At 53.7% G+C, this 18,017-nt stretch carries 15 protein-coding genes; 14 read left to right on the forward strand and 1 reads right to left on the reverse strand.

Going from position 1 to position 18,017, the window contains the following annotated elements:
* The first annotated feature begins 248 nt into the window (after positions 1 to 248).
* The 11 genes from mnmG (at position 249) to ES815_RS09835 (ending at position 10,365) form a co-directional block, all read left to right on the forward strand.
* On the forward strand, positions 249 to 2,138 hold the full coding sequence (mnmG, locus tag ES815_RS09785) for a tRNA uridine-5-carboxymethylaminomethyl(34) synthesis enzyme MnmG (protein ID WP_142487636.1): 1,890 nt from the start codon (positions 249 to 251) through the stop codon (positions 2,136 to 2,138).
* A gap of 105 nt (positions 2,139 to 2,243) precedes the next feature.
* On the forward strand, positions 2,244 to 2,867 hold the full coding sequence (rsmG, locus tag ES815_RS09790; protein WP_142487637.1) for a 16S rRNA (guanine(527)-N(7))-methyltransferase RsmG: 624 nt from the start codon (positions 2,244 to 2,246) through the stop codon (positions 2,865 to 2,867).
* A 615-nt stretch (positions 2,868 to 3,482) separates the two neighbouring features.
* Complete coding sequence (gene atpI, locus ES815_RS09795; protein WP_142487638.1) at positions 3,483 to 3,863, forward strand: F0F1 ATP synthase subunit I; 381 nt, start codon at positions 3,483 to 3,485, stop codon at positions 3,861 to 3,863.
* A gap of 8 nt (positions 3,864 to 3,871) precedes the next feature.
* Positions 3,872 to 4,687 (forward strand): F0F1 ATP synthase subunit A, encoded by an 816-nt coding sequence (atpB, locus tag ES815_RS09800; RefSeq protein ID WP_142487639.1) that lies wholly within the window; start codon positions 3,872 to 3,874, stop codon positions 4,685 to 4,687.
* Between the two features lie 49 nt (positions 4,688 to 4,736).
* A complete protein-coding gene (gene atpE, locus ES815_RS09805; RefSeq protein WP_000429386.1) occupies positions 4,737 to 4,976 on the forward strand; it encodes a F0F1 ATP synthase subunit C in 240 nt (79 codons plus the stop codon).
* Positions 4,977 to 5,029: 53 nt separating this feature from the next.
* The gene (gene atpF / locus ES815_RS09810; RefSeq protein WP_032615498.1) at positions 5,030 to 5,500 is read left to right on the forward strand and encodes a F0F1 ATP synthase subunit B; all 471 of its coding nucleotides are present in this window, start codon (positions 5,030 to 5,032) and stop codon (positions 5,498 to 5,500) included.
* A 14-nt stretch (positions 5,501 to 5,514) separates the two neighbouring features.
* Positions 5,515 to 6,048 (forward strand): F0F1 ATP synthase subunit delta, encoded by a 534-nt coding sequence (atpH, locus tag ES815_RS09815; RefSeq protein WP_142487640.1) that lies wholly within the window; start codon positions 5,515 to 5,517, stop codon positions 6,046 to 6,048.
* A gap of 12 nt (positions 6,049 to 6,060) precedes the next feature.
* Positions 6,061 to 7,602, forward strand: coding sequence for a F0F1 ATP synthase subunit alpha (atpA, locus tag ES815_RS09820; RefSeq protein ID WP_142487641.1), 1,542 nt, complete (start codon positions 6,061 to 6,063; stop codon positions 7,600 to 7,602).
* Between the two features lie 50 nt (positions 7,603 to 7,652).
* Complete coding sequence (atpG, locus tag ES815_RS09825) at positions 7,653 to 8,516, forward strand: F0F1 ATP synthase subunit gamma (RefSeq protein WP_142487642.1); 864 nt, start codon at positions 7,653 to 7,655, stop codon at positions 8,514 to 8,516.
* A 26-nt stretch (positions 8,517 to 8,542) separates the two neighbouring features.
* A complete protein-coding gene (gene atpD / locus ES815_RS09830; RefSeq protein ID WP_039032216.1) occupies positions 8,543 to 9,925 on the forward strand; it encodes a F0F1 ATP synthase subunit beta in 1,383 nt (460 codons plus the stop codon).
* Between the two features lie 20 nt (positions 9,926 to 9,945).
* The gene (locus tag ES815_RS09835) at positions 9,946 to 10,365 is read left to right on the forward strand and encodes a F0F1 ATP synthase subunit epsilon (protein WP_106995541.1); all 420 of its coding nucleotides are present in this window, start codon (positions 9,946 to 9,948) and stop codon (positions 10,363 to 10,365) included.
* A 337-nt stretch (positions 10,366 to 10,702) separates the two neighbouring features.
* Here ES815_RS09835 and ES815_RS09840 read toward each other — a convergent pair whose 3' ends face one another.
* On the reverse strand, positions 10,703 to 12,799 hold the full coding sequence (locus ES815_RS09840) for a right-handed parallel beta-helix repeat-containing protein (protein ID WP_142487643.1): 2,097 nt from the start codon (positions 12,797 to 12,799) through the stop codon (positions 10,703 to 10,705).
* Positions 12,800 to 13,142: 343 nt separating this feature from the next.
* Between ES815_RS09840 and glmU the strand changes: the two genes are divergently transcribed.
* The 3 genes from glmU to pstS all read left to right on the forward strand — a co-directional run bounded on the left by glmU (position 13,143) and on the right by pstS (position 17,948).
* On the forward strand, positions 13,143 to 14,510 hold the full coding sequence (gene glmU / locus ES815_RS09845; RefSeq protein WP_142487644.1) for a bifunctional UDP-N-acetylglucosamine diphosphorylase/glucosamine-1-phosphate N-acetyltransferase GlmU: 1,368 nt from the start codon (positions 13,143 to 13,145) through the stop codon (positions 14,508 to 14,510).
* A gap of 277 nt (positions 14,511 to 14,787) precedes the next feature.
* The gene (glmS, locus tag ES815_RS09850) at positions 14,788 to 16,617 is read left to right on the forward strand and encodes a glutamine--fructose-6-phosphate transaminase (isomerizing) (RefSeq protein ID WP_142487645.1); all 1,830 of its coding nucleotides are present in this window, start codon (positions 14,788 to 14,790) and stop codon (positions 16,615 to 16,617) included.
* 290 nt (positions 16,618 to 16,907) lie between these two features.
* Positions 16,908 to 17,948 (forward strand): phosphate ABC transporter substrate-binding protein PstS, encoded by a 1,041-nt coding sequence (gene pstS / locus ES815_RS09855; RefSeq protein ID WP_142487646.1) that lies wholly within the window; start codon positions 16,908 to 16,910, stop codon positions 17,946 to 17,948.
* Positions 17,949 to 18,017 lie beyond the last annotated feature (69 nt).

The raw sequence follows: 18,017 nt of genomic DNA on the forward strand, positions 1-18,017 counted from the left end.
GTTGCAGGATCACCGATCATTCACAGCAAATGATCCTCTCTAAACGCATGATCTTCTTCGGGAGATCCGGCTTATCCACAGAAACCCGCGATCCTAATAAGAGATCACAATAAAACAGATCTCTAAATAAAAAGATCTTCTTTTTAATAGCCAGGATCCCAGTGCTTTCTCGATCGACTAAAGTTGAGTAGAATCCACGGCCCGGGCTTCAATCCATTTTCTTACCGCTTTACGCGAGGCAGACCACCATGTTTTATCAGGATCCTTTTGACGTCATCATCATTGGCGGGGGTCATGCAGGCACCGAGGCCGCAATGGCCGCGGCGCGAATGGGTCAACAGACCCTGCTTTTGACACACAATATCGACACGCTAGGACAGATGTCCTGTAATCCGGCGATTGGCGGCATTGGGAAAGGACACCTGGTAAAAGAAGTGGATGCACTTGGCGGCCTGATGGCAACCGCGATCGACCATGCCGGCATTCAGTTTAGGATACTAAACGCGAGCAAAGGTCCCGCCGTTCGTGCCACCCGTGCACAGGCAGACCGCGTGCTCTATCGTCAGGCGGTGCGTACCGCGCTGGAGAATCAGCCGAACCTGATGATCTTCCAGCAGGCAGTTGAGGATCTGATCGTCGAAAACGATCGTGTCGTCGGTGCCGTGACCCAGATGGGTCTGAAGTTCCGTGCCAAAGCCGTGGTGCTGACCGTCGGGACTTTCCTTGATGGCAAAATTCATATCGGACTGGATAACTACAGCGGTGGCCGTGCTGGCGATCCGCCGTCCATTCCGCTGTCGCGCCGTCTGCGCGAGCTGCCGCTGCGCGTCAGCCGCCTGAAAACCGGCACGCCGCCGCGTATTGACGCCCGCACCATTGATTTCAGCGTGCTGGCACAGCAGCATGGTGATAACCCAATGCCGGTCTTCTCGTTCATGGGCAACGTGGATCAACATCCGCGCCAGGTGCCGTGCTATGTCACGCACACTAACGAGAAAACCCATGACGTGATCCGCAGTAACCTCGATCGCAGCCCGATGTATGCCGGGGTGATCGAAGGGATCGGCCCACGCTACTGTCCGTCGATCGAAGACAAGGTGATGCGCTTTGCCGATCGTAACCAGCATCAGATCTTCCTCGAGCCGGAAGGGCTGACCTCCAACGAGATCTACCCGAACGGTATCTCCACCAGCCTGCCTTTCGACGTACAGATGCAGATCGTCCGTTCGATGCAGGGGATGGAGAATGCGAGGATTGTCCGTCCGGGCTATGCCATCGAGTATGACTTCTTCGATCCGCGTGACCTGAAGCCAACCCTGGAGAGCAAATATATCCAGGGGCTGTTCTTTGCGGGCCAGATCAACGGTACCACCGGTTACGAAGAAGCTGCTGCGCAGGGTCTGCTGGCCGGTCTGAACGCCGCGCGCTTCTCGGCCGAGAAAGAGGGCTGGGCGCCGGGCCGTTCTCAGGCTTACCTTGGCGTGCTGGTGGATGACCTCTGCACCCTGGGGACCAAAGAGCCGTACCGCATGTTTACCTCTCGCGCGGAATATCGTCTGATGCTGCGTGAAGACAATGCCGATCTGCGCCTGACCGAAATCGGCCGTGAGCTGGGTCTGGTGGATGACGCGCGCTGGGCGCGTTTCAACGAGAAGCTGGAGAACATCGAGCGTGAACGTCAGCGCCTGAAGTCCACCTGGGTCAACCCAACCGCCGAATCTGTAGACGAAGTGAACGCTCACCTGTCTGCGCCACTTTCGCGTGAAGCCAGCGGGGAAGATCTGCTCCGTCGTCCGGAGATGACCTACGACCAGCTGATCCAGATGACGCCGTTCGCGCCGGGTCTGGAAGACGTGCAGGCTGCCGAGCAGGTTGAAATCCAGGTGAAATACGAAGGCTATATTGCCCGTCAGCAGGATGAAATCGAGAAACAGCAGCGCAACGAGAGTACCATCCTCCCGGCCACGCTGGATTATCGTCAGGTTAACGGCCTCTCCAACGAGGTGATCGCCAAGCTGAATGACCATAAGCCGTCATCCATCGGCCAGGCATCGCGTATTTCCGGCGTCACCCCTGCGGCCATCTCCATTCTGCTGGTGTGGCTGAAAAAACAGGGTATGCTGCGCCGCAGCGCATAATCGTAAGAACTGCCCGGTGATGCGTAGCGATCCGGGCCTACAGAACTCCGTAGAGCGGGTAAGCGTAGCGCCACCCGCCAAAACGCATCTCAACAGGTATTCACCGTGCTCAACAAACTCACTCGTCTGCTGGATCAAGCCGGTATTTCGCTCACCGATCACCAGAAAAATCAGCTGGTGGGGTATGTCGATATGCTGCACAAATGGAACAAGGCCTATAACCTCACCTCGGTTCGCGACCCGAATGAGATGCTGGTGCGTCACATTCTCGACAGCATCGTCGTGGCGCCTCACCTCCAGGGCGAACGTTTTATTGATGTAGGCACCGGTCCGGGCTTGCCTGGTATCCCGCTCTCTATCGTGCGTCCTGAGTGTCAGTTCACGTTGCTGGACAGCCTGGGCAAGCGCGTGCGCTTCCTGCGACAGGTTCAACATGAGCTGAAGCTGGAAAATATTCATCCGGTGCAGAGTAGGGTAGAGGAGTTTCCCGCCGAGCCGCCGTTTGACGGCGTGATCAGCCGGGCATTTGCTTCGCTCAATGACATGATCGACTGGTGTAAGCATCTGCCTGCGCAGAATGGGCGCTTTTATGCGCTGAAAGGGATCCTGCCGGAAGACGAAATTGCACAGTTGCCTGCCGGGTTTGAACTGGAGTCCGCTATTAAATTGCGCGTTCCGCAGCTGGAAGGTGAACGTCATCTGGTGATCGTTAAGCCAAACAATTTTTAAAAAAATAATAAAAAATGTGGAATTTGTGCTGTTCTTAGTATGTTAAAAAACAGACGAATGCTTAAGAAATAAACAGCTTTAATTTAACCGCTTTTTTACTATGGATTTTCTTTGGGTTAACCTGAGCGTGTAGTTAACCCATAATATAATAAACACTGAAAATATCAGCTTGCTAAAAGTAGGAAAGAGTAACCAGATTGCAATGTTAAATATTTATTATAAATGTCAATAAAAGGTTTCTCTTGTATACAGGGCTGTTTTGAAAATAGTTGCTGAAATTACGCTTTAATATCAGAAAGATGAAATATAACGATTTACTGATTTAATTTATTCGACCTTATCGTAAATGTGTATTTTGTGATCTCGTGCACGCTTTATCGCCAACGTTTCCGCGCAGTTTGCAGTTTTGACGAGTCATTCACAGTTTGACGAAAAGTTAAGAAATAGCGCTGGGGAAAAATATTTAAACATTTATTCACCTTTTCGCTACTTATTGTTTGAAATCACGGGGACGCACCGTATAATTTGACCGCTTTTTGCTGCTTGACTCTGAGCCCTAAAGGACGTTTTATACGACACGCGGCATACCTCGAAGGGAGCAGGAGTAAAAACGTGATGTCTGTGTCGCTCTTGAGTCGAAACGTTGCTCGTAAGCTTCTGTTCATTCAGTTTCTGGCGGTGATAGCAAGCGGATTGCTGTTCTGCCTCAAAGACCCCTTCTGGGGCATCTCTGCGGTAAGCGGAGGTTTGGCAGTTGTTGTGCCGAATATGTTGTTTATGATTTTTGCCTGGCGTCATCAGGCGCATACACCTGCCAAAGGCCGCATGGCCTGGTCCTTCGCTCTGGGCGAAGTGTGTAAGGTGTTGCTGACCTTTGCCCTTCTGGTGGTGGCGCTGGCGGTTTTTAAAGTGGTATTTTTGCCGCTGATAGTGACGTGGGTTTTGGTGCTGGCGGTACAAATTCTGGCGCCAGCTGTAATCAATAACAAAGGGTAAAAGGCATCATGGCTTCAGAAAATATGACGCCGCAGGATTACATAGGTCACCATCTGAACAACCTTCAGATCGACCTGCGTACATTCTCGCTGGTGGATCCGCATAACCCCCCAGCCACCTTCTGGACGATCAATATCGACTCCATGTTCTTCTCGGTGGTACTGGGTCTGTTGTTCCTGGCCATTTTCCGCGGCGTTGCCAAACGCGCAACCAGCGGCGTGCCAGGGAAATTCCAGACTTTCATCGAAATGATCATTGGCTTCGTCCATGGCAGCGTCAAAGACATGTACCACGGCAAGAGCAAGGTGATTGCACCGCTGGCGCTGACCGTCTTTGTGTGGGTCTTCCTGATGAACCTGATGGACCTGCTGCCGATCGACCTGCTGCCGTTTATCGGCGAGCATATCTTCGGTCTGCCTGCCCTGCGTGTGGTGCCGTCTGCTGACGTGAACATCACCCTGTCTATGGCACTGGGCGTATTCATCCTGATTCTTTTCTACAGCATCAAAATGAAAGGTGTAGGCGGCTTCGTGAAAGAGCTTACCTTGCAGCCGTTCAACCACTGGGCGTTTATTCCGGTCAACCTGATCCTGGAAGGCGTTAGCCTGCTGTCCAAACCGATTTCTCTCGGTCTGCGACTGTTCGGCAACATGTATGCGGGTGAGCTGATTTTCATTCTGATCGCGGGTCTTCTGCCGTGGTGGTCACAGTGGGTTCTGAATGTGCCATGGGCCATTTTCCACATCCTGATCATTACGCTGCAAGCCTTTATCTTCATGGTTCTGACGATCGTCTATCTGTCGATGGCGTCTGAAGAGCACTGATTCTTTACCAACACTACTACGTTTTAACTGAAACAAACTGGAGACTGTCATGGAAAACCTGAATATGGATCTGCTGTACATGGCTGCCGCTGTGATGATGGGTCTGGCGGCTATCGGTGCTGCGATCGGTATCGGCATCCTCGGGGGCAAATTCCTGGAAGGCGCAGCGCGTCAACCGGATCTGATTCCTCTGCTGCGTACTCAGTTCTTTATCGTTATGGGTCTGGTGGATGCTATCCCGATGATCGCTGTAGGTCTGGGTCTGTACGTGATGTTTGCTGTCGCGTAGTAAGTAGATTTAAACCCTAAGCCACAGTTGTAAATTTAAAGAGGTATTGTGCTGTGAACATGAACGCAACAATCCTCGGCCAGGCCATCGCGTTTGTTATCTTTGTCTGGTTCTGCATGAAGTATGTATGGCCGCCATTAATGGCAGCCATCGAAAAACGTCAGAAAGAAATCTCTGACGGCCTGGCTTCTGCAGAACGCGCTAAGAAAGATTTGGACCTTGCACAGGCCAACGCGACCGACCAGCTGAAAAAAGCGAAAGCGGAAGCCCAGGTAATCATCGAGCAGGCGAACAAACGTCGTTCTCAGATCCTGGACGAAGCGAAAGCTGAAGCAGAACAGGAACGTACTAAAATCGTGACGCAAGCGCAGGCAGAAATTGATGCCGAGCGTAAACGTGCTCGCGAAGAGCTGCGTAAGCAGGTCGCGATTCTGGCTGTTGCTGGCGCCGAGAAGATCATCGAACGTTCCGTGGATGAAGCTGCTAACAGCGACATCGTGGACAAACTTGTCGCTGAACTGTAAGGAGGGAGGGGCTGATGTCTGAATTTGTTACGGTAGCTCGCCCCTACGCCAAAGCAGCTTTTGACTTTGCTATCGAACACCAAAATGTCGATCGCTGGCAGAACATGCTGGCGTTTGCCGCTGAGGTAACGAAAAACGAACACATGGCTGAGATGCTTTCGGGTGCACTGGCACCGGAAACCCTCGCCACTTCGTTCATCGCCATTTGCGGTGAGCAGCTGGACACCAACGGTCAGAACCTGATTCGGGTAATGGCAGAAAATGGTCGTCTGAAAGCGCTCCCGGATGTTCTTGAGCAGTTCGAGCACCTGCGTGCCCTCAGTGAAGCCACCGTTGAAGTTCACGTAACTTCTGCGACTGAGCTGAGTAACGAACAGCTTGCGAAAATCACCGCCGCGATGGAAAAACGTCTGTCACGCAAAGTGAAGCTGAATTGCAATATCGATAAGTCTGTAATGGCGGGCGTAATCATCCGTGCGGGTGATATGGTCATTGATGGCAGCGTACGCGGCCGTCTTGAGCGCCTTGCAGACGTCTTGCAGTCTTAAGGGGACTGGAGCATGCAACTGAATTCCACCGAAATCAGCGAACTGATCAAGCAGCGCATTGCTCAGTTCAGTGTTGTGAGTGAAGCTCACAACGAAGGTACTATTGTTTCTGTAAGCGACGGTGTTATCCGCATCCACGGCCTGGCCGATTGTATGCAGGGTGAAATGATCTCCCTGCCGGGTAACCGTTACGCTATCGCACTGAACCTGGAGCGCGACTCCGTAGGTGCAGTTGTGATGGGTCCTTACGCTGACCTCGCCGAAGGCATGAAGGTCAAGTGTACTGGCCGTATTCTTGAAGTTCCAGTTGGCCGCGGCCTGCTGGGTCGCGTGGTGAACACCCTGGGTGCGCCAATCGACGGTAAAGGTCCGGTTGATAACGATGGCTTCTCGCCAATCGAAGTTATCGCACCGGGCGTAATCGACCGTCAATCCGTCGACCAGCCGGTGCAGACCGGTTATAAGTCCGTTGACGCCATGATCCCAATCGGCCGTGGCCAGCGTGAGCTGATCATCGGTGACCGTCAGACCGGTAAAACCGCGATGGCAATCGATGCGATCATCAACCAGCGCGATTCCGGCATCAAATGTGTGTACGTGGCTATCGGCCAGAAAGCGTCCACCATTTCTAACGTGGTTCGTAAACTGGAAGAGCACGGCGCGCTGGCTAACACCATCGTTGTTGTTGCTACCGCTTCTGAATCTGCTGCACTGCAATACCTGGCACCGTATGCCGGTTGCGCAATGGGCGAATACTTCCGTGACCGCGGTGAAGATGCACTGATCGTTTATGATGACCTGTCCAAACAGGCCGTTGCATACCGTCAGGTTTCCCTGCTGCTCCGTCGTCCACCAGGACGTGAAGCATTCCCGGGCGACGTATTCTATCTGCACTCCCGTCTGCTGGAGCGTGCATCCCGCGTTAACGCGGAATACGTTGAGAACTTCACCAAAGGTGCAGTGAAAGGCCAGACCGGTTCTCTGACCGCGCTGCCAATCATCGAAACCCAGGCGGGTGACGTTTCTGCGTTCGTTCCGACCAACGTAATCTCCATTACCGATGGTCAGATCTTCCTGGAAACCAACCTGTTTAACTCCGGTATTCGTCCGGCGGTTAACCCGGGTATCTCCGTATCCCGTGTGGGTGGTGCAGCGCAGACCAAGATCATCAAGAAACTGTCCGGTGGTATTCGTACCGCGCTGGCACAGTATCGTGAACTGGCAGCGTTCTCCCAGTTTGCATCTGACCTTGACGATGCAACCCGTAAACAGCTGGACCACGGTCAGAAAGTGACCGAACTGCTGAAACAGAAACAGTATGCCCCTATGTCAGTCGCACAGCAGGGCCTGGTACTGTTCGCAGCAGAACGTGGTTATCTGGGAGATGTAGAACTGGCGAAAATCGGTAGCTTCGAAGCCGCTCTGCTGGCTTTCGCTGACCGTGACCATGCTCCACTGATGCAAGAGATCAACCAGTCCGGTGGCTATAACGACGAAATCGAAGGCAAGCTGAAGAGCCTGCTCGATTCCTTCAAAGCAACCCAGTCCTGGTAACGTCTGGCGGTCTGTCTTAGGACAGGCCGCAAGGCATTGAGGAGAAGCTCATGGCCGGCGCAAAAGAGATACGTAGTAAGATCGCAAGCGTCCAGAACACGCAAAAGATCACTAAAGCGATGGAGATGGTCGCCGCTTCCAAAATGCGTAAATCGCAGGAACGTATGGCGGCCAGCCGTCCTTATGCAGATACCATGCGCAAAGTGATTGGTCACCTTGCGAGCGGTAATCTGGAATATAAGCACCCTTACCTGGAAGAACGCGACGTTAAGCGCGTGGGCTACCTGGTGGTGTCGACCGACCGTGGTTTGTGTGGTGGCTTGAACATTAACCTGTTCAAAAAGCTGCTGGCGGATATGAAAGCATGGTCCGATAAAGACGTTCAGAGCGATATCGCGATGATCGGCTCCAAGGGCGTCTCTTTCTTCAATTCCGTAGGTGGCAATATTGTCGCCCAGGTGACCGGTATGGGTGATAACCCGTCCCTGTCCGAACTGATCGGCCCGGTAAAAGTGATGTTGCAGGCCTATGATGAAGGCCGTCTGGACAGGCTGTACGTTGTCAGCAACAAATTTATTAACACCATGTCACAGGCTCCGACCCTCACTCAGCTGCTGCCATTACCGGCATCAGACGAGCCAGAGTTGAAGCATAAAGCCTGGGATTACCTGTATGAACCGGATCCAAAACCGCTGCTGGATACCCTGCTGCGTCGTTATGTTGAATCTCAGGTTTATCAGGGCGTGGTAGAAAACCTGGCCAGCGAGCAGGCCGCACGTATGGTGGCGATGAAAGCCGCGACCGACAATGGCGGCAGCCTGATTAAAGAGCTGCAGTTGGTATACAACAAAGCTCGTCAGGCCAGCATTACTCAGGAACTCACCGAGATCGTCGGTGGTGCATCCGCGGTATAACCAGGTTAATTCGTAGAGGATTCAAGATGGCTACTGGAAAAATTGTCCAGGTAATCGGCGCCGTGGTTGACGTCGAGTTCCCTCAGGATGCCGTACCGCGCGTGTACGATGCTCTTGAGGTTCAGAATGGTAATGAGAGCCTGGTGCTGGAAGTTCAGCAGCAGCTCGGCGGCGGTATCGTGCGTACCATCGCCATGGGTTCTTCCGACGGTCTGCGTCGTGGTCTGGAAGTTAAAGACCTCGAACACCCAATCGAAGTACCAGTAGGTAAAGCAACCCTGGGCCGTATCATGAACGTCCTGGGTCAGCCGATCGACATGAAAGGCGACATCGGTGAAGAAGAGCGTTGGGCTATCCACCGTGCAGCACCTTCCTATGAAGAGCTGTCCAGCTCTCAGGAACTGCTGGAAACCGGCATCAAAGTTATCGACCTGATGTGTCCGTTCGCGAAGGGCGGTAAAGTCGGTCTGTTCGGCGGTGCGGGTGTGGGTAAAACCGTAAACATGATGGAGCTGATCCGTAACATCGCGATCGAGCACTCCGGTTACTCCGTGTTTGCAGGCGTGGGTGAGCGTACTCGTGAGGGTAACGACTTCTACCACGAAATGACCGACTCCAACGTTCTGGACAAAGTATCCCTGGTTTACGGCCAGATGAACGAGCCACCAGGAAACCGTCTGCGCGTTGCGCTGACCGGCCTGACCATGGCTGAGAAGTTCCGTGACGAAGGTCGTGACGTACTGCTGTTCGTTGACAACATCTACCGTTACACCCTGGCCGGTACGGAAGTATCCGCACTGCTGGGTCGTATGCCATCAGCAGTAGGCTACCAGCCGACCCTGGCGGAAGAAATGGGTGTTCTGCAGGAACGTATCACCTCTACCAAAACCGGTTCTATCACCTCCGTTCAGGCGGTATACGTACCTGCGGATGACTTGACTGACCCATCTCCAGCCACCACCTTTGCGCACTTAGATGCAACCGTGGTACTGAGCCGTCAGATCGCGTCTCTGGGTATCTACCCGGCCGTTGACCCGCTGGACTCCACCAGCCGTCAGCTGGATCCACTGGTTGTTGGTCAGGAACACTACGACACCGCGCGTGGCGTACAGTCCCTGCTGCAGCGTTACCAGGAACTGAAAGACATCATCGCCATCCTGGGTATGGATGAGCTGTCAGAAGAAGACAAACTGGTGGTAGCACGCGCACGTAAGATCCAGCGCTTCCTGTCCCAGCCGTTCTTCGTAGCAGAAGTATTTACCGGTTCCCCGGGCAAATACGTTGCGCTGAAAGACACCATCCGTGGCTTTAAAGGCATCATGGAAGGCGAATACGATCACCTGCCGGAGCAGGCGTTCTATATGGTGGGTTCCATCGACGAAGCCGTGGAAAAAGCCAAAAAACTTTAACGCCTTAATCGGAGGGTGATATGGCAATGACTTACCACCTGGACGTCGTCAGCGCAGAGCAACAAATGTTCTCTGGTCTGGTCGAGAAAATCCAGGTAACGGGTAGCGAAGGTGAACTGGGTATCTTCCCGGGACACGCCCCGCTGCTCACCGCCATTAAGCCTGGTATGATCCGCATCGTTAAACAGTTCGGTCATGAAGAGTTTATCTATCTGTCTGGTGGCATGATTGAAGTGCAACCTGGCAGCGTGACCGTACTGGCTGATACCGCAATTCGTGGCCAGGATCTCGACGAAGCACGAGCTCTGGAAGCGAAGCGTAAAGCAGAAGAGCACATTAAGAGCTCTCATGGCGACGTGGATTACGCTCAGGCGTCTGCAGAGCTGGCCAAAGCGATCGCGAAACTGCGCGTTATCGAGTTGACCAAAAAAGCGATGTAACACCGGCTTGAAAGTACGAAAGCCAGTCTGGTTTCCAGACTGGCTTTTTTTATGGCTCTGTTTCAGTAAATATGAAACTAAAACGATGTTTTATTATTTTGTGATTTAGCTCACAAAAAGATTGATCGGCGAAATGGTCCGGAGTAGACTTCGTTTTGTGATGAATGTCACATAACTGAACTCCAAAAATATCAGGATGCCATCATGAAAATCATTAACAAAATCATCGCCCTCTTCAGCAACATGAACGTTTCTTTCGGTACGTTCAACCACTAAGTGCTGATGTGCCGGGTGGCGCCACGCTTACCGTAGTGTGATAAGCGAAGCGCCGCTCTGGTTATTGAGTCTGCACCTGCGTTTTGTCTAACTCCTTCCCGTCTGTATTCACGCTTTTCCCCTTCACGATAAAGTAATTCGTGTTATCAATGGTCCCCACGACCGCATCATCATATTCACCAGGCTGATTCCGGATCGACAGGTTGCCGGTAAACGTCCCTTGCGTTGTGACGTCTCCGTACGGGCTTGGGCGGAAGATGTAGTTAAAGCGCTGGTTATCTACCGCCAGGTTGTTTTCCACCACCAGCTTGCCTGGGTTAAAGTTATCGGTGAAACCGTCCAGATGATTGCCAGTGGCTTTGCTGTTGCGGATCTGGTGCGCCACAGGCTGCCCTTCCCCGCCAAGCTTAAAGCCGTTACTGGTATTGTTGCTGGCTACCGAGTTTTCGATCACCACCACGCCGTTGGCGCCATCTTCAATCTTGTTGAACAGGTCAAAACCGTCATCAATATTGTCGTGGGCATAGCAATGCTCCAGCCTGTTGCCATCGCCTACCCGCATCTTCACCGCGAAACCATCGGCATTAATCTTGCCGGGATCCTCATTGGCATAGGATTCGGAATCCACTACCCGGTTATAGCTCGCCCATAACGGCCGGCCAATCTTCTCCGGGGAGGAGATCTGGATCCCGGTGTCGTCATTGCGGTACGCCGTGACGCGCTCGATCAGGTTATGGCTCCCCTGGATGCGCAAGCTTTTCTCCGTGACGTCGATACCCTGGATATGCCAGTAGCTGGCGTCCAGCAGCAGGCCGCGGATCACCACTTTGCCCTCAGCCTGCAGCGTTTTGAGCTTGTCGCGGCTGCCGCTGGCTGAGAGTGGGATCTCGCTGCGAGGATAATCGCCGCTTTTCAGCACCAGCTTACCGCCGGGGGCCAGCAGCGCGATGGCGGTGGCGAGATCCAGCGGCGCATCGGCTGTGCCTTTTGCGTCCGCTTTGCCGTCTGGTGCGGCATAAAGAAGAGCCGTATCCCTGTCCGCGACGCGTTCCACTGTGATTTGCTGGCTCACCGGCTCACCCTGAGACGGGGTAAAGGCCACCGTAAAGGTGCTGCTGGTCTGCTCAAGACGGGCGGGCAGGGTGTACATCTCTCCCGCTTTTACCGTTTTCTCATTACCGATCACCACTTCGTTTTGCCGGACGCTGAATACTCCATCTTCATTGGCGCGCGCCTGCAGAAGATAATCCCCGGTAGCGCTGCTGTTTCCGGAAGCCAGCTGCACCACAACCGGTAGCGGCTCCGGATGCCACGGCGTCGAAGAGACGGTATGGGCGCTGGTGGTCGTCAGCGAGGCATTAGTCACCGTGATTTTGGCATTACGTGATGCGAAGAAGCCGACGTAATAGCGATCCTGGTTTTGCACCGAAATCAGATCCGCGCGCGGCACGCTCTTACTGATCCAGCTGTCGCTGTCCAACGGGGCCCATGCAGTAATAAACCCGTCGTCCGTGCGCTGCAGTTTGAGGCGAAACTCTGGCGTCTGGCTCAGGTCCACCTCTTCCTTGTAACTCTGTTTTTTAATGGCTGCCCCGGCATTGCCCCACGGCCGGGTTATCCCCTCCCGCGTGATGGCCTGCATTTTTACCCGCTGATGATCTTTTTTATCCTGGGTCATGATGGCATTCATCACCTGATTCGACGCCGCGGGGAACTCTTCATAGCCGGTTTTTAACGGCTGCTGACGCGGGTTGCCGAGGATATCCCGCACCAGCAGCCCGGCGCCCTCCTGCGCGGCGGGTTTCGCGCCATTTTCCGGTCCAAACTGATCCACCCGGATGTTGGCCTGCAGGACGAAATTCTCGCTCGCCGGCAGTTCGGTATAGAAAAAGGTTAACCCGTCGTGGGAGTTGGCAATTTTGCCGCCACGGCTCTCTACCGTGATCGCTTTTGTCAGATCCACGCTATCCTGCGGCGTGAGCTTTTTTCCGTCGATTGTTACATCGTTGGTGCCGATTTTTTCGGGCAGCACGTTGGATGAAAAATTCACATCCGTTGATTGCCCAAATGCAATGGCTTTCCAGACATGAGGCTGTTCGGCGGCTGTTGCGGAAAATGCGCTACACATCATCAGGGCCAGAGGTATTCTAGATTTCATCTTATTCTCCTGAGTAATAATTGAGCGCTATTATCATCAGAATAAAACGGCGTTTCTTTTTTGCAGGTCACACATTTCGATAATTAAAACAGCGTTTTGGTTATGGAAGGCTTTATTCATGAAGCGAAAAAATAGCTAACATGCTGTGAGGGCTGGAGACTTCTTTAAAGGACGCTATATTCCATAGGCAAAGTCCTTTACTCTGCTGTAAAAAGAACCTTTAAACAGCCCTCAACAGGCGAAGTTGCGCGTTTTAGCGCCACCCCATTTTATGGCGCAAAATATGTAGAATTTTCAACGCCAAAGGGTTTTACTTTTCACTCAAATTACAGTCAGGACGTGTATGTTGAATAATGCAATGAGCGTGGTCATTCTTGCCGCAGGCAAAGGCACCCGCATGTATTCCGATCTTCCAAAAGTGCTGCACACCCTGGCAGGGAAAGCGATGGTGCAGCATGTCATTGATGCTGCGAATGAAATGGGCGCAAGCCAGGTACACCTGGTCTACGGCCACGGTGGCGATCTGCTGAAGCAGACGCTGCGTGATGACAAGCTCAACTGGGTGCTGCAGGCAGAACAGCTGGGCACCGGTCACGCCATGCAGCAGGCGGCCCCGTTCTTCTCCGACGACGAAGATATCCTGATGCTTTACGGTGACGTGCCGCTGATCTCCGTGGAGACGCTGGCTCGCCTGCGTGCCGCGAAGCCGCAGGGCGGCATTGGTCTGCTGACCGTTAAGCTGGACGATCCGTCCGGTTATGGCCGTATCACCCGTGAAAACGGCAAGGTGACGGGCATTGTTGAGCACAAAGATGCGACCGATGCGCAGCGTGAAATCCAGGAAATTAACACCGGTATTCTGATCGCCAACGGCGCGGACATGAAACGCTGGTTGTCGCAGCTGAACAACAACAACGCGCAGGGTGAATTCTATATCACCGATATCATTGCGATGGCGTATCAGGAAGGCCGTGAGATTGCTGCCGTTCATCCGGCGCGCATCAGCGAAACGGACGGTGTGAATAACCGCCTTCAGCTTTCCCGCCTTGAGCGTATTTATCAGTCCGAGCAGGCAGAAAAGCTGCTGCTGGCGGGCGTAATGCTGCGCGATCCGGCGCGTTTCGATCTGCGTGGGGTGCTCAATCACGGGCGCGACGTCGAAATCGATACTAACGTTATTCTGGAAGGCAACGTAACGCTGGGTAACCGCGTCAAAATTGGCACCGGTTGCGTGATCAAAAACAGCGTGATTGGTGACGACTGCGAAATCAGCCCTTACAGCGTGGTGGAAGATGCCCATCTGGAGGCTGCCTGTACCATCGGGCCGTTCGCCCGCCTGCGTCCAGGCGCTGAACTGCTTGAAGGCGCTCACGTCGGCAACTTCGTCGAAATGAAAAAAGCGCGTCTGGGTAAGGGCTCTAAAGCAGGGCATCTGACCTATCTGGGCGATGCTGAGATTGGCGACAACGTGAATATCGGCGCCGGGACCATCACCTGTAACTACGACGGCGCGAACAAGTTTAAAACCATCATTGGCGACGACGTGTTTGTCGGATCCGATTCGCAGCTGGTGGCGCCAGTGACTATCGGCAAAGGCGTAACCATTGCCGCAGGCACTACCGTTACGCGCGATGTGGCGGAAAACGAGCTGGTCATCAGTCGCGTGCCGCAGGTGCAGAAGCAGGGCTGGAAACGCCCGGTGAAGAAGTAAAAGCATTTTCGGGATGAGGGGATAACATAATCCCCCGCCTATAAGCAGTACCCATAAAAATAACCCCACTCTCTACAAGGCTCGGGGCGCCCGAAAAGGGCATACCCAACGGATTTCGCGTTGTGGCAAGGCGGCAAGCGTATGAGTCCATGGGAGCTTACTTAAGTAAGTGACCTTGGCGAAGACGTGAAGCCAACGCAGTCACGGCGTGAAAGACGAAGGGTAAATACAGGTCAGCGACAACGCAGGCGAAAGCCTCTATTCGGAATCTAAAACTATGTGTGGAATTGTTGGCGCAGTCGCGCAGCGTGATATTGCTGAAATCCTTCTCGAAGGGTTACGTCGTCTGGAATACCGTGGTTATGACTCTGCCGGTCTGGCAGTGGTCGATGCAGAAGGGCACATGACCCGTCTGCGCCGCCTCGGTAAAGTAAACATGCTGGCCCAGGCTGCGGAAGAAACTCCGCTGCACGGTGGCACAGGCATTGCCCATACCCGTTGGGCGACCCACGGTGAACCTTCTGAAGGCAACGCGCACCCGCATGTCTCTGAACACATTGTGGTGGTGCATAACGGCATCATCGAAAACCACGAGCCGCTGCGTGAAGTACTCACTGAGCGCGGTTATACCTTCGTGTCTGAAACCGACACCGAAGTGATTGCTCACCTGGTTCACTGGGAGCTGGAGCAGGGCGGTACGCTGCGTGAAGCCGTACTGCGTGCGATCCCCCAGCTGCGCGGTGCCTACGGCACCGTGATCCTGGACAGCCGTGACCCGTCCACCCTGCTGGCCGCTCGCTCGGGCAGCCCGATGGTGATTGGTCTGGGGATGGGCGAAAACTTCATCGCCTCCGATCAGCTGGCGCTGCTGCCGGTCACCCGTCGCTTTATCTTCATGGAAGAGGGCGATATTGCGGAAGTGACCCGTCGCGACGTGAAAATCTTTGATAAAACTGGCGAGCCGGTGAAGCGTCAGGATATCGAATCTAATCTGCAGTATGACGCCGGCGATAAAGGCGCTTACCGTCACTACATGCAGAAAGAGATCTACGAGCAGCCAAACGCCATCAAAAACACCCTGACCGGGCGCATCAGCCACGGCGAAGTGGATTTGAATGAGCTGGGGGCTAACGCCAACGAGATGCTGGCTAACGTCGAGCATATTCAGATCGTGGCCTGCGGTACCTCCTACAACTCCGGTATGGTCTCCCGCTACTGGTTTGAAGCCCTGGCCGGTGTGCCGTGCGATGTGGAAATCGCCTCTGAATTCCGCTATCGCAAATCGGCCGTACGCCGTAACAGCCTGATGATCACCCTGTCGCAGTCCGGTGAAACCGCCGACACCCTGGCGGCGCTGCGTCTGTCCAAAGAGCTGGGTTACCTCGGTTCGCTGGCGATCTGTAACGTGCCGGGTTCATCTCTGGTACGTGAATCCGATCTGGCGCTGATGACCAAAGCCGGCACCGAAATCGGCGTGGCCTCCACCAAAGCGTTCACCACCCAGCTGACGGTCCTGCTGATGCTGGTGGCGAAACTGGCTCGTCTGAAAGGCCAGGATGCCTCTGTTGAGCATGACATCGTACACGGCCTGCAGGCGCTGCCGAGCCGTATTGAGCAGATGCTCTCTCAGGACAAACGCATTGAAGCGCTGGCGGAAGCCTTCTCCGACAAGCATCACGCCCTGTTCCTCGGTCGTGGCGATCAGTACCCGATCGCGCTGGAAGGTGCCCTGAAGCTCAAAGAGATCTCCTACATCCACGCGGAAGCCTATGCCGCAGGCGAGCTGAAACATGGCCCGCTGGCGCTGATCGACGCGGATATGCCGGTGATCGTGGTGGCACCTAACAACGAACTGCTGGAAAAACTGAAATCCAACATCGAAGAGGTCCGCGCCCGTGGCGGCGTGCTGTTTGTCTTCGCCGATAAAGATGCCGGTTTCGTCAGCAGCGACAACATGCACATCATCGAGATGCCGCATGTGGAAGAGGTGATTGCGCCAATCTTCTATACCGTACCGCTGCAGCTGCTGGCGTATCACGTCGCGCTGATTAAAGGTACCGACGTTGACCAGCCGCGTAACCTGGCGAAGTCCGTTACCGTAGAGTAATCCCTTCAGGCTCCACCTTCGGGTGGAGCTTTTTTATCCGCGTTTTTTAATGACAAACTGTCATCTTCAGCTAACTTTTTCAGTGTCACAGAAAGAAAATTTTTCTGAAATCTTAATGTCATAATGATATTCAACCTGCTGATATTTAATCTTTATTTTAACTTTCCCAAAGCGAAATTCTCGCTGTCATAAAACTGTCATAATTCGTACATTTATCTGTCACCTCTTTGTCCTATTTTGCTCATCGTAGCCACTAAACAACGATTTACGAAAATCTTGCAGGAGACATTATGAAAGTTATGCGTACCACTGTCGCAACTGTTGTCGCCGCGACCTTATCGATGAGCGCGTTCTCTGTATTCGCAGAGGCAAGCCTGACTGGCGCTGGTGCAACCTTCCCTGCGCCGGTGTATGCCAAATGGGCTGATACCTACCAGAAAGAAACTGGTAACAAGGTCAACTACCAGGGTATCGGCTCCTCCGGTGGCGTTAAACAAATTACCGCGAATACCGTTGATTTCGGCGCATCTGACGCTCCGCTGTCTGATGAAAAACTGACGCAGGAAGGCCTGTTCCAGTTCCCGACCGTTATCGGTGGTGTTGTGCTGGCCGTGAATATCCCTGGCCTGAAGTCCGGCGAGCTGGTGCTGGATGGCAAAACCCTGGGTGATATCTACCTCGGCAAAATCAAAAAATGGGATGACGAAGCCATCACCAAACTGAACCCGGGCGTGAAACTGCCTTCGCAGAACATCGCTGTGGTTCGTCGCGCTGACGGTTCCGGTACCTCCTTCGTCTTCACCAGCTACCTGGCGAAAGTGAACGAAGAGTGGAAATCGAAAGTCGGTTCCGGCTCTACCGTTAACTGGCCAACCGGTCTGGGCGGGAAAGGTAACGACGGTATCGCTGCCTTCGTACAGCGTCTGCCTGGCTCAATCGGCTACGTAGAATATGCTTACGCGAAGCAGAACAACCTGGCGTACACCAAGCTGGTTTCTGCTGACGGTAAACCAGTAAGCCCGACCGAAGAGAACTTTGCTAACGCGGCTAAAGGCGCTGACTGGAGCAAATCTTTCGCTCAGGACCTGACTAACCAGAAAGGCGAAGGCGCGTGGCCAATCACCTCCACTACCTTCATCCTGGTTCACAAAGAGCAGAAGAAACCAGAGCAGGGTACTGAAGTGCTGAAGTTCTTCGACTGGGCATACAAAAACGGCAACAAACAGGCGAACGACCTGGATTACGCCAGCCTGCCGGACAGCGTGGTTGAGCAGATTCGTGCTGCATGGAAAACCAACGTGAAAGACAGCAGCGGTAAAGCGCTGTACTAACAGGATATTTTTGACGAAGATGGCGGGTGGCGCTGGCGCTAACCCGCCCTACGGCGCCACCTGTAGGCC

Source organism: Leclercia adecarboxylata (assembly GCF_006874705.1).
Classification (GTDB): domain Bacteria; phylum Pseudomonadota; class Gammaproteobacteria; order Enterobacterales; family Enterobacteriaceae; genus Enterobacter; species Enterobacter adecarboxylatus_C.